Origin of the sequence: Pseudomonas sp. efr-133-TYG-103a, from assembly GCF_030209235.1 — a bacterium.
Classification (GTDB): Bacteria; Pseudomonadota; Gammaproteobacteria; order Pseudomonadales; family Pseudomonadaceae; genus Aquipseudomonas.
Window position 1 is genome coordinate 61,962 of sequence record NZ_JARVSK010000022.1, and the last position, 12,885, is coordinate 74,846.

General features: G+C 62.9%; 7 protein-coding genes (1 of these 7 cut by a window edge). 1 reads left to right on the plus strand and 6 read right to left on the minus strand.

The features are described from left to right. The 6 genes from QRN36_RS18890 to QRN36_RS18915 all read right to left on the minus strand — a co-directional run. Nucleotides 1-4,585: the beginning of a non-ribosomal peptide synthetase gene (locus tag QRN36_RS18890; RefSeq protein WP_285425453.1), read on the minus strand. Its footprint begins 5,144 nt before the window's first position; only the first 4,585 of its 9,729 coding nucleotides appear in the window; the start codon lies at nucleotides 4,583-4,585; the stop codon falls past the left edge of the window. Between the two features lie 129 nt (nucleotides 4,586-4,714). Continuing rightward, the gene (locus QRN36_RS18895; protein WP_285425454.1) at nucleotides 4,715-6,040 is read right to left on the minus strand and encodes a lysine N(6)-hydroxylase/L-ornithine N(5)-oxygenase family protein; all 1,326 of its coding nucleotides are present in this window, start codon (nucleotides 6,038-6,040) and stop codon (nucleotides 4,715-4,717) included. 162 nt (nucleotides 6,041-6,202) lie between these two features. Further along, complete coding sequence (locus tag QRN36_RS18900) at nucleotides 6,203-7,897, minus strand: multidrug ABC transporter permease/ATP-binding protein (RefSeq protein WP_285425455.1); 1,695 nt, start codon at nucleotides 7,895-7,897, stop codon at nucleotides 6,203-6,205. 51 nt (nucleotides 7,898-7,948) lie between these two features. Continuing rightward, the gene (locus tag QRN36_RS18905; protein WP_285425456.1) at nucleotides 7,949-8,518 is read right to left on the minus strand and encodes a sigma-70 family RNA polymerase sigma factor; all 570 of its coding nucleotides are present in this window, start codon (nucleotides 8,516-8,518) and stop codon (nucleotides 7,949-7,951) included. Between the two features lie 327 nt (nucleotides 8,519-8,845). Beyond that, complete coding sequence (locus tag QRN36_RS18910; RefSeq protein ID WP_285425458.1) at nucleotides 8,846-9,898, minus strand: hypothetical protein; 1,053 nt, start codon at nucleotides 9,896-9,898, stop codon at nucleotides 8,846-8,848. A 422-nt stretch (nucleotides 9,899-10,320) separates the two neighbouring features. Further along, complete coding sequence (locus QRN36_RS18915; protein ID WP_285425459.1) at nucleotides 10,321-10,899, minus strand: GDP-mannose pyrophosphatase; 579 nt, start codon at nucleotides 10,897-10,899, stop codon at nucleotides 10,321-10,323. 164 nt (nucleotides 10,900-11,063) lie between these two features. Between QRN36_RS18915 and QRN36_RS18920 the strand changes: the two genes are divergently transcribed. Further along, nucleotides 11,064-12,845: an OPT family oligopeptide transporter gene (locus QRN36_RS18920; protein ID WP_285425461.1), complete on the plus strand. Its 1,782-nt coding sequence runs from the start codon at nucleotides 11,064-11,066 to the stop codon at nucleotides 12,843-12,845. Nucleotides 12,846-12,885 lie beyond the last annotated feature (40 nt).

The window sequence follows — 12,885 nt, forward strand, 5'->3', positions numbered from 1 at the left end:
CGGCGCGACCGAGGAACTCGATCTGCCCGTCAGCCAGCAGGCGCGCGCGGTCACCGCTGCGGTAGAGACGGCTGCCCGAGCCGACTGGATCGGGAATGAACACCGCCGCCGTCATGCCAGGTCGGTCGTGATAGCCGCGAGCCAGACCCGGTCCGCCGATGTACAGCTCGCCGATGTCGCCCTGCACCACTGGCTCCAGCTGATCGTTGAGGATCATCGCTCGCGCATTCGGCAGCGGGCGGCCAATCGGCGCGGTTTGCGCAGCGCCACCGGCGTGCGTCAGTTCATTGCTCAGCACGCCGACTGCGGTCTCGGTCGGGCCGTAATGGTTGATCACGCGGCAGCCCGGTTTCAAGCGCTGGACCTGTGACACCAGCGCCCAGGGCAATGCATCGCCGCCGAGAATCAGCGCCTGTTCGGGCAGAACGTCGGCGGCATTTGCGGCCTGCAGCAGACCGCTCAGGTGCGTCGGCACGATCTTCAGCACGCCCACCGAGTGCTCGGCCATGTAAGCGGCAAAACGGTCGGCGTCGTTGGTGCGTTCAGGGCTGATCAGGTGCAGCGTGCGTGCCGAACACAGCGCGCCGAACAACACGGTATGGCCCAGATCGGCACCGACCGTGGAAACCATCGCCATGCTCGCCTCAGATGACAGGTCCAGACGTTTGAGCAGGCCCTGAACGTAATCGGCCAGCGCAGCATGGCTGATGACCACGCCTTTCGGCGTGCCACTGGTGCCGGAGGTGTAGATCAGGTACGCGGCCTGCTCGGGATGCAGACGCCCATGCAGCGCTGCAGCAGGCAGTGAACGCCATGCAGCGTGGGCGTCCATGCCGATGACTTCGCCGGTGAAACCGCCAGGCGCCGGGGCATCACTGAGCAACCCGCGCGCACCGCTATCGGCCAGCACGAAGGCCTGACGTTCTGCCGGCCATTTCGGGTCCATCGGCACATAGGCCGCGCCAGTCTTGAGGATCGCCAGCAGACCGACGACGAACTCTACCGAGCGCTCCAGCACCACGCCGACGCGGCTTTCAGGACCGACACCGACCGAGCGCAGGTACTGAGCCAGTCGATTGGCGTCGGCCTCCACGGTCTGGAAGTCCACGCTGTGTGCCTCGCTGCGCAGCGCCGGATGGCCGGGCTGCGAGCGGACACTGGCGTCCCACAGCGTCAGCACGTCGCTGCCTGGGAATGCCAGCGTTTCAGCCTGCAGCCGCGACGGCACGGCCGCCACCTGCAAGTCGCCCAGGTGACGCTGTGGCTGAGCCACCACCTGCGCGCAGATGCGCAGCAGATCGGCGGCGAAACCTGCAATGCGAGGCTCATCGAACAGGTCGCAGGCGTAAGTGAATACCGCCTGTATGCCTTCGGCGGTGTCAGTAATGTCCAGCCCCAGATCGAAGTGCGCCGAGAAGTCATCCAACTGATTGACGTCCATGCGCATGCCGGCCATTTCCAGGTTCTGCGGCAGCGGGAACTGCTGAGTGAACTTCACCTGACACAGCGGGTTGTGGCTGAGATCTCGGGTCACGCCCAAGGCTTCGACGAGTTGCTCGAACGGCAGGTCCTGATGATTCTGCGCGCCCAGCGCCGCGTCCTTGACCCCCTCGATCAGCGTACTGAAGGGCTGCTGCGCAGAGACGTCCGTGCGCAGCACCAGCGTGTTGACGAACAGTCCGATCAGCCCCTCGGCCTCGGCGCAGGTGCGCCCGGCCACCGGCACACCGACGCGCAGATCGGTCTGGCTGCTGTAGCGATGCAACAGGGTCTTGTAGGCCGCGAGCATGACCATGAACAAGGTGGCGCCGTGGCTCGCCGCCAGCTCGCGCAGGCCCTGACTCAACGCAGCATCGAACGCGAGGGCGTAACGCGCGCCGCGATGGCTTTGCTGCGCCGGACGGGGACGGTCGCTCGGCAGGGTCAGCACCGGATGGGTGTCGCCCAGGCGCTCACGCCAATAGTCGAGTTGACGCTGGCCTTCGCCGCCAGCCAGGCGCTCACGTTGCCAGGCGGCGAAATCGGCGTACTGAATCGGCAGCGGCGTCAGCGTCGGAGTCCGGTCCTCGGCGCAGGCGCTGTACAGCGCAGCGAAGTCCTTGAGAAGGACCTGCACCGACCAGCCGTCCGAAATGATGTGGTGCAACACCAGCACCAGTTGCTGCTGGTCCGGCGCCAGACGCACGTTGATCACCCGCCACAACGGCCCGGTCTGCAGGTCCATGGGCTGCTCGACGGCGGCCCTAGCCAGTTCGCCCAGGGCTTCGAGCGGTTGCGCGTGGCGGCTCAGGTCATGGCGCTCGACGGCCACCGGTTGCGCCGCGTGAACGTGCTGCACCAGCCGTTCATCGGCATCGATGGCGAACGTGGTGCGCAGGCTTTCATGCCGGGCGACCAGGTCGTCAAGACTGCGCTGCAGGGCAAGGTCATCGATGGTGCCGCTCAGACTCAACTGGCCACACAGGTGATAGGCGCTGCTGTCGGGTTCCAGTTGGGCAAGGAACCACAGGCGCTGCTGCGCGAAGGATTGCTCCGCAGGCGTGTCCCGAGAAATCCGCGCCACGGCCTGCGGGCGTTCCGGGCTGAGCGTCTGGCTGGCGACATGGGCACTGAAGGCGCCCAGCGTCGGGTGTTCGAACAGGTGAGCAGGCGCAAGTTTCAGGCCCAGTTCGGCGTTCAGGCGCGACAGCACCTGCACCACACTCACCGAGTCACCGCCACGGGCGAAGAAATGATCGTCGGCGCCCAGGCCCTGTTTGCCGAGCACTTCGGCCCACGCCGCAACCACCTGCGGCAACAGCGGCGTCGCCTCGCCGGTGCCCTCTTCGATCGGCGCATCGAGCAGACGCCCGTCCTGCCAGATCGCGAAACTGTCGAGGCTGCCGTCCTGCCAACCGCTGCGGCAGGCGGCGCGCTGCAGCTTGCCGCTGGTGGTGCGCGGCAAGGCGCCGGGTTCCAGCAGCACGATGACTTTCGGCGCCACCAGAAACAGCTCGGAGACCGCGTCGCGCACCGTATCGCAAATCATCTGCGGCTTCATCAGACGGCGCACGTTGCGGCTGATTTCCAACGCCAGCCCCACCCCTTCGGCGCCCTGCTCGTCGGTCACCGGGAACGCCGCGATGCGGCCACGGCGCAGCAACTCCACGCTCTTCTCCAGCGCCTGCTCGATGTCCTGCGGGTAAAGATTCTGGCCGTTGAGAATGATCAGGTCCTTCAGGCGGCCAGTGATGAACAGCTCGCCTTCACTGGCGATCGCCAGATCGCCGCTGCGCAGCCAGCGCTTGCCGTCTGCCTGTACGAAGGTGGCGGCGGTGGCTTCGGCGTTCTGCCAGTAACCCTGGGCGACGCTGGGGCCTGCGATCCACACTTCGCCGACCTGCCCGGCCTGCAGAACCTGCTGAGTCGCGGGGTCGACAATGCGCAGGTCGTGATCCGGGCGGCACCAGCCACAGCCGGGCAAGCGGCTGGTGGAACGCTGCCGGGCGAACACCGCTTCTTCAGCGTCTCCTGCCGCCAACTGGCTGCCATCGAAGTGCCTGATGCCGAACGGCACCTCACGTTCTGCGGCGCTGACATACAGCGTCGCCTCGGCCAGACCGTAGCTGGGCGTCAAGGCGCGGCGATCGAAACCGGCCGGGGCAAAGTGCTCGCTGAAGGCGTCCAGGGTCGCGATGCGGATCGGCTCGGAACCGGAAAACGCCAGGCTCCAGCCTTGCAGATCAAGATGCTCGACCGCCGCTGGCTTGATTCGCTCCACGCACAGGCGGTAAGCGAAATCCGGGCCGCCGGAGAAGGTGCCGTGGTACCGGCTCATCGCTTCGAGCCAGCGCGCCGGACGGCCGAGGAAGTAGTTTGGCGACATCAGGGTCAGCGTACCGCCGTAGTACAGCGGCAACAGAAGTCCGCACATCAGGCCCATGTCGTGATACAGCGGCAGCCAGCTGACCCAGCTTTCGGTCGAGGCATCGGTGACGAAGTGCCGTGCCATCGCCAGTTCGTTGGCCATGAGGTTGTCGTGGGAAACCATCACTCCTTTCGGCGCACTGGTCGAACCCGAGGTGTACTGCAGAAACGCCAGCGACGACGTGTCGATCAGCGACGGCTGAAATTGGCCCTGCCAGCCGTGCACCTCTTCGATGGCGACGAAGCGCCCGCCAGCCGGCATGAAGGGCTGCAGCAGGTGCTGGAATTTATCCAGATCTTCGCGACGGCCCAGCACCATGCCCGGCGCCGCGTCGTGAAGGATACCGGTCAGGCGGTCCAGATGGGTCTGGCGGTTGTACTCCGGCGCGAATGCCGGCACCGCGATGACATTGGCATACAGGCAACCGAGAAACGCCGCTGCGTAATCCGCACCGGTCGGCAGAATGAGCACACATCGCTCGCCACCACGGGTTCCCAGGTGGTGCTGCAACAGCCCGGCAATCGAGCGCGCCTGCGTATCCAGCTGCGCGTAGCTGGTCAGCAGCGGTTCCTGGTCTTCGTGGACGATGTGTCGAAGGGCAATCCGGTCCGGCTGGCTCTGCGCATAAAGGCCCACCAGTTCGGGAAAATGCGCGGCCTGATCTCGTATGGATTTCATTCTTTCACCTATTTGTTTCGGCAAGGCTCAACCCACGGACGGCCCGACGGCCTGGCCCGCAACGTTGTGAAAAGGAATTCGGTGGCCTGGACGGCCACCGTCATGACGGCTCTGGCGTGGCGCGCCGACTCAGCGCGCCAGCTTCAGCGCCACCCGCTCGGTCTGCGCCGGTCGGCTCGAACAGGGCTGCTCGCAATCGGCGAAGATCGACTCGACCACTTCCTGAGAGCGCACCGCCAGCACCGACAGCAGCGTGTCGCTCAGGCCGTGACTTTCCTCGCAGCAACCCTGCAGGAAGATCCCCGCCTCGCTGCCCGGACGCAGTGGCAGGCGGTAGTGACGGTCGACGCCGGCGCCTTGCACGTAATCCTGCAGACCGGCCAGCAGCTCCAGGTGATAGTCGCGTCGGTAACCGGTGGCCAGCACCACGACGTCGAACGACTCGCTGTGCGTCTCGTCATGGGGCGCGTCGCGCAGGAACAACTCGATGCCGCCGGCGCCCACTTCGGCGTGCGCCACTTCGCGATTGGTCAGCAACCGGTGACGCTGCTCACCCCGCACTTTCTGCTGATACATGCGCTGGAAAATGGTCTCGATCAGGTCGGTGTCGACCACCGAATAGTTGGTGTTGCGGAACTCGTTGAACAACGCACCGCGACGCTCTTCGCTGTGGTTGAAAATGGTGTCGGTGAACGACGGATTGAAGATCTGGTTGACGAACGGACTATCATCTGAAGGCTTCAGCGCGCTGCCGCGGATGATCAGCGAGGCCTCGACGTTATCGAAGCGGGTGGCCAGGTCCTCGAAGATTTCCGCGGCGCTCTGACCGCCGCCGACCACCGCCACGCGCACCGGGCCGGGACGATTGGTCAACAGTTTTTCGATACCGCCGCGATAGCCGGCCGAGTGCAGGACACGCGGATCATCCAGGCCATCGAACGCCGCCGGCGCCTGCGGAATGCCGCCGATACCGAACACCAGATTGCGCGCGCGGCGGCGCGAGACATTACCAGTCGGGCCCCGCGACAGCACGTCCACGGCCACGAAACGGCCGTCCTGAAAATGCGGTTCGACCGACATCACTTCCTCACCGTAGTGGGCCTGTTCGCTGAAATGCGACGCCGCCCAGCCGAGGTAATCGGTGTACTCCTCACGCGTGGGGAAGAAGGTCTTGAGGTTGATGAAATCCTGCAGACGACCGCGTTCCTTGAGGTAATTGACGAAGGTGAAGCGGCTCGCCGGATTGCGTAAGGTGACCAGGTCCTTGAGGAAGGAAATCTGCATGGTGGAGCCGTCGATCAGCATGCCTTCGTGCCAGTTGAACGCTGGCTTTTTTTCGAGGAAACACACCTGGGGCGCCAGACCGTTGCGCAGTGCATGCTCCTGGGTGGCGATAGCCAGCGCCAGGTTCGACGGGCCGAAACCGATGCCGATGTAGTCGTAGACGAGTTCCATGCTTCCCTCTCGTAAGGAGCGATGCGCGATCGGTTCCGGCAAGGCAGCAACGACAGTTGCCGGCGCCAGGGGCAGCTCACACGCATCGAGAATGAGTAAGACTGATTATCATTACAAAGACGCCTGAGCCTTCCGGCTGTTTAGTCTCTGCGGATGAAAAATTTACAAAGTGCTTACATTTTCCAGGCGGTAGGCGCCGCCGATTTCTTCCACCGCATCGCGGCTGGCGTTGTCGCGGCGATCGCCCTGCAATTCGCTGAGCTGGCCGGACTCCATCTTCACCAGACGGTCCGCCAGATCGAAGTACTGATCGTCGTGGCTGATGGCGAATACGGTGACACCCGCCTGCTTGAACATCGGCAGAAGCTCGCGATAGAAGAAGCGGCGGAACAACGGATCCTGATCTGCGGCCCACTCGTCGAGCAGCAGAATGTCGCGTTTTTCCAGCAGCGCCAGCAGCAGTGCGAGACGCTTGCGCTGCCCTTGCGAGAAGCGCGTGTCGAGCAGATGACCGGCGCCGATCTGCACCTTGTGCTTCATGTGCAGCTGGTCCAGCCAGTGCTCGACCTGCACGGCGTCGGCGTCCTGGCCATCGGCGCCCAGCAGCTGGGAAAACAGATGGAAGTCAGTGAAGACGCTGGCGAACAAATGCCGATACGCAAGCCAGTCGCCTGAGGCAATCACCTTCCCGTCGATCAGAATCGAACCCGCCGACGGTCGATACAACCCACTGAGCAGACGCGCCAGACTGGATTTTCCGCTGCCGTTGCCGCCCATCAGGAAAACGGTTTCGCCACGGTGCAGCGTCAGATTGACCGGGCCGACATCGAACCCCGGCTCATCGCCCTGCGCCGGGTAGTGGTACTCGACGTCGCGCAGCTCAAGCGTCTGCCAGTTGCCGACGATGTGACTGGGCGCGACCTCAAAACTGTCGTGATGCTCGGCGAGCGCCAGCGATTCGACCTTGTCCAGCGCCACGCGGCCGGAGATCTGCGCGGGAATCGCTGCCACCGCCAGCACCAGCGGCGTGCGCATGAACAGCACGGTCAACGCATACGTCGCCGCCACCTCGGTGGGTGCCCAGCCCAGGCCGTTGGCCAGGTAGAACGCCAGACCGATCGTGCCCAGCACCATGATGTTCGCCCAGTTGCTGGCAAGCCCGTGATAACGGTCGGCCAGGGTGAAATGCTCGCGATAACGCAGGGCCGCGGTGTCGAAGGTTTCTTCGTACAGACGCCGGGCGCGATCGCGATTGAGGGTCAGCTCCTTGCGGCCATCGATCACCGCCTGATAGCTCTGATAGAGCTTGTCCTCCGATTCCCGCAGGGCGCGGATGTGCGCGTTGAGCTTGCCGACCAGCAGCCAGCCGACGCCCAGCGTGAAGGCCATCCAGCACAACGTGGTGATGAACAGCGAAGGCGACAGCCAGGCCAGGTAGCTGAACGCGGCCACGCTCAGGACGGTGCCGTAGATGAGGTCCGGCAGTTGCACGAACGCCATGGTCACGGCGCGGATGTCGCTCGAAAGGCTGGCAAAAATCTTCGCGCCGCCGATGGATTCGATGCGCTCGATGTTGGTGTCCAGCAGACGTTTGACCATCACCCGGCGCAGCCCGTAAACGAAGCGATGGCCCAGCGCGGTCAGCGACAGCGAAGCGCCCGAGGCCAGCGCCAGCAGCAACACGAGCATCAGGCCGAACTGCCACAACGCGGTGCCCAGACCGTCATGGGTGCTGATCATGCGCTGATTGACGAAGGCAATGACGCCCACGCTCAACAGGCCGCTGCTGATGCTCAGCAGCAGCACCATCGCGAGCGGCCAGCGGTATTGCTGGAAGACCAGACGAATTAATTTCATGGATGACTCCGGGAATTAAGGCAGAAACAAGTGCAGTCGATTCAACGAGACCTAGATCTCGCCCACGCGCGCGCGGCAGTGGGACAGGGTGTCGCGCAGGAGGAAATTGACCATCGTGGGCGAAGTGCCGATGACCTTGGCGACGTCACGCTGGGTGTAGCCCTGAATCTGGCTGAGGTTGAACACGATGCGCATGCGCTTGGGCAGCTCGTTGAGCGCGCCGACCAACTGGGTGAGCGATTCGCGCCCGGCCAGCACGCGTTCAGGGGACACCTCGAAGCGCGGCTGCTCGTCCAGCTCGCTTTCGCTTCCGTGGTAACGCTCCAGGCGCTGGCGACGCAGGCGGTCGATCGCCAGGTTGCGCACCACGCGGTACATGTACCGCGCAGGCTCGGTGGAGGCCAGGTCGCTTTCGAGCATCTTCACGAAGGCGTCCTGAACCACATCTTCCGCGCGGGCGCGACAGCCGAGGAATTTCGCAGCCAGCCGCATCAGCCCTTCGCGATGGGTGTGGTACGTCCCCATCAACGCATCCAGACGAGGATCGACCGATGCGCAGGCCTCTGCGGCACAGGCACCTCGCAGCTTGGCAGGCCGGCTCATTGCAGGACGAAAATCCATCTTGTTCGACATCCCTGGTTACAAAGGAACGCGAAGAATAACGCAAACGATTCTCATTGCAATGTAAGAAATTTTACCGATTAGTGAAACTTTGGATATATGGGAAATGTCGCGGAGAGGTCGCCAAGATGGCGGCGAAACAGTGGCAGAACGGCCGGGATGCCCGGAATCAGAAGCTCGCGCGGGGATGGCCGTTGCCGCGACGATGCAGCCCACTCAGCGCATGGCGGGATTTTTTGCGGTGAAAAAAATGTGTCGGTGTCGATACATAACGTCATCGGTCGGCGGGCGTCCGCAGTGAATGGAGTTGGGAACCAAAGCGCGGCATCACTTCAGCAAGAGTTCGGCACCTGCCGCCGCTGCACCGCTGGGCCTGGGTAGCGACTTCTCGGGCACCGCTCCACCACTGGCCCCTGCCTTACCGGTGACAGCGGTTCCATTGGGAGATTTTTGTTCAACCGGGGCGTTTCCTTTCCCCCCCGCAGGCGGCAAGTCCGTTTTGGACTCATCTGCACTCGGGAGTCTGCCATTGCCTTCCCCTTGTTCCGAAGAGGATTCGGATCGGCTTGGCAATGCGAATGTCTTCACCAACTCAGATCGCCGCTGGTATTGCCTTACCAGGTCCTCTCTCAGTTGTTTTTTCTGCGCTTCAGTCAACCCAAGGTCGCTACTCAAAATTGCGTTGCGGGTCGTTAATATTTCTGCGTCCAATGCCGCAAGCATTTCCGTCGTGCTCACAGTCTTGCGCGCTTCCAGCGCAGTGGCTTTACTGACGATCGAAGACAGTGCCACGGTCAACGAGCACAGATTGTGATAATAAATAACGTCCGAGACCGCCGTATAATAACTGTAGCTGCTGACTGGCTCGCCGAATTTCAACGAAATGGCATCCCGCAGCACAGACCTGGAGGTGCGAATTTCTTTTACAATATTCGGCATTAAAATACCTGCAAACATCTCATCATTGATCGATTGTTGTGTCGCGGAAGTAACGGCGGAAACACCCGCCAGATTCTGTCCGGCGCGGCCTGCAACTATTGCGGCTGCGGTCGCAGTGGCCGTGGCAAAGAAACCTAAACTGACGTTGTTGGCGGCACGTCGCGTATCCACGGCCTCGATGAACTGATTGCAGTTAATATCGGACTTCGCCAGCAGGCGGGATTGAACCTGATTTCGATAGGCCGGACTGGCCGCTTGCCCCACGGACGGACTGAACAATACTTCGAGTTGTTCTTTTTGCAAACTTTCATCGTCCACAATGCCGCTGGATCGTCCTGACTTTACCAAGTCAAGATCACGCGCTGCTTTTGCGGGATTCAGTGAGCTATCGGAACTGCATGCCGAAACGAAACAGCACATGACAATGATGGCCAGTTTCATGAACAAGTCCTCCGGGGAGTTCGACATAGTCAAACTCAAGCTCAATCAAGCATCCCTGTCAACACTGGACGAAGAAATATAAACTGGAGCCGACAAACTTCTAATCGTCGGGGTGACCGCTATTTACCCAAACGGCCATATTGGCAATATCCCTTTGACGGTCAGCTAAACATTTATCTTGTTTATGAGTGAATAAAACTGCAGCGACAAGATCACGTTCCCTCAAATACATGAAAGGTCGACAAACCCTTTACCCACATCCGCTGCCGCAATATTCGAAGATCGTGCGAGCGTACGGCGTGAGATTGCGCTGACGCTGATCCGGGCTAGAGCGCATGGAGCGCACTCAACGTCATCCGCTGCGACTTCCTTTGCAATGTCCAGCGCCTACAGCCCTCAGTCAGCGCTCGCGACGACCGCATTCAGCGCATCAATCGCAGCTCCAGGTACTGCAGCAGCATGATGGTCTTGCCGTCGGCAATTTCGCCGCTGTCGACCATCGCGATGGCCTGATCGAAGCCCAGCTCGAGCACCTCGATGTCCTCGCCCTCTTCCTGCAGACCGCCGCCGTCACTGACCCGGTCGTGGGGCTGGTATTCGCCGATGAAGAAGTGAATCCGCTCGGTGACCGATCCGGGGCTCATGAACGCGTCGAAGATTTTCTTGACCGAGCGGACCGCGTAACCGGTCTCCTCTTCTGCTTCCAGACGGATCCGCTCCTCGGGGCTGGCGTTGTCCAGCAGGCCGGCCGCGGCCTCGATCAGGTAGCCGTCGTGCTCGTTGACGTACGCCGGCAGGCGGAACTGCCGCGTCAGGACCACCGTGCGCCGGGCCAGGTTGTACAGCAGGATGGTCGCGCCGTTGCCGCGGTCGTAGACCTCACGTGTCTGCGGCTGCCAGCTGCCGTCCCGGCGTTTGAGGTCGAAGCTGTACTTTTTCAGCACGCCCCAATTGTCAGAGAGGGTCTGTTCGGCGGTGATGCGGATCGGTGCGGAGGGCATGGAGGTCCTTGAAAGCAGGTCGTCGAAAACGCCCATACCGTAGCAGCACCGGCCGTCTGGAGCGAGCCTTCGGGCGCGACCCGGTCATCGGCTGGCTGAACCTTCCGCCGCGACGGGGCTCCCTAGTTCAAGACCCGCTCCCGACCTCCCGCACAGGATTTGACATGGGCCTTTACCCCGCCGCAACCGCTTCGACGTCCGGCTCGACCAGCGCGCTGCCCCTGCGCGTCGAGCGTGAACTGAGCCCTCGCGCCGTGTTGACCGGTGCCGTGTTAGGCATTCTGCTGACGCCCTCGAATGTGTATGCGGGGCTGAAAATCGGCTGGTCCTTCAACATGTCGATCATCGCGCTGCTGGTGGGTTTCGGCATCTGGCAGAGTCTGGGGCGCAACCGAAACCTGGCGCCCTGGACACTTCATGAGAGCAACATCAACCAGACGGTGGCGTCGGCGGCAGCGTCGATCATCTCCAGCGGGCTGGTCGCGCCGATTCCTGCGTACACGCTGCTGACCGGTCAGCAACTGGACCCATTGCCGATGATGGCGTGGGTGTTTTCCGTCAGTTTTCTTGGCATCTGGATCGCCTGGTATCTGCGTCCCACGCTGCTCAATGACCATGGCCTGAAGTTTCCCGAGGGCATGGCGACGCTGGAGACCCTGCAGCACATCTATCATCACGGCCGCGAAGCCGTGTCCCGGATCAAGGTGCTGTTCGGTGCTGCGCTGTTGTCGGGTTTGCTCAAATGGGTCGATGACTTCGTGTGGGCGATACCGCGCTGGGCGCCGACGGCACACTTGGAGCGGCTGACCTTCACCCTGGATCCGTCGCTGCTGTTGATCGGTTTTGGCGGCATCATCGGCATTCGTGTCGGGCTGACACTGCTGCTGGGTGCATTGCTGGCGTGGGCGGGTCTCGGACCGTGGTTGATCGACAGCGGTCTGGTGACCCTCGCCCCGGATGCCAGCGGGCCGCAATTCGCCCGGCTGGTGGAATGGCTGCTGTGGCCAGGCGTGAGCCTGATGGTTTGCGCAACCCTCACATCCCTGGGCGTGCGGCTGTTCCACAGCCCGCCGGCACGCTCGACCGAACCTGGCGCCGACGCAACGATGCCGCAGGCCCGGGCGCCCTTCGCCTGGCCGCCGGCGCTGGGGCTCGTCCTGTCGATTGCGTTGGTCGTGACGCTGCAGGCGCTGCTGTTCGGCATCGACGTGTGGATGGCGCTGTTGAGCATCCCGCTGGCGATCTGCCTGGCCGTGGTGGCGGCGCGGGTGGTCGGGGCCACGGGCATCGCTCCCATAGGCGCGATCGGCAAACTGTCGCAACTAACCTTCGGCCTCGTCGCGCCGGGCCAGGTGGGCATCAACTTGATGAGCGCCAATACCGCAGGCGGCGCGGCCGGACAGTCCACAGACCTGATGAACGATTTCAAGGTGGGCCTGGCGATTGGCGCGACACCGAAGAAGCAGGTCATCGCTCAATGCATCGGCATCGCCATCGGCAGCGTGGTCGGCGTGCTGGTCTACATCACGCTCATTCCCGATCCTCAGCACATGTTGCTGACCGAGCAATGGCCGGCGCCCGCCGTCGCGACCTGGAAGGCCGTCGCGCAGACGCTGACCCACGGTTTGCAGTCGCTGCCGCCGGATGTTCGCTGGGCCATTTTTGTTGGCGGATTCGTCGGCGTGCTGTTGGGTGCGCTGGACAGCCTGCTGCCTCAGCGCCTGGCCCGCTGGCTGCCCAGTACGGCAGCGCTGGGGCTGGCATTCGTGCTGCCTGCGTCGACGTCGCTGATGATGGGCCTTGGCGCGGTGCTGACCTGGGCGATCAGCCGCCGGTGGCCAAGCGTGACCGAGCGTTTCGCGATCACCGCTGCCGCAGGATTGATCGCCGGCGAGAGCATTACCGGCGTCGGCGCGTCGTTCTGGGAGATGCTGAAAAATCTCTAGCGGCGTTCGCGGGCCCGTCAAGCACAGGCGTTGCGACGCG

Coding starts and splice junctions, on each gene's coding strand:
- QRN36_RS18910 (WP_285425458.1), bottom strand. CDS start 9,898: ATGAAACTGGCCATCATTGTCATGTGCTGTTTCGTTTCGGCATGCAGT.
- QRN36_RS18895 (WP_285425454.1), bottom strand. CDS start 6,040: ATGGAACTCGTCTACGACTACATCGGCATCGGTTTCGGCCCGTCGAAC.
- QRN36_RS18920 (WP_285425461.1), top strand. CDS start 11,064: ATGGGCCTTTACCCCGCCGCAACCGCTTCGACGTCCGGCTCGACCAGC.
- QRN36_RS18915 (WP_285425459.1), bottom strand. CDS start 10,899: ATGCCCTCCGCACCGATCCGCATCACCGCCGAACAGACCCTCTCTGAC.
- QRN36_RS18900 (WP_285425455.1), bottom strand. CDS start 7,897: ATGAAATTAATTCGTCTGGTCTTCCAGCAATACCGCTGGCCGCTCGCG.
- QRN36_RS18905 (WP_285425456.1), bottom strand. CDS start 8,518: ATGGATTTTCGTCCTGCAATGAGCCGGCCTGCCAAGCTGCGAGGTGCC.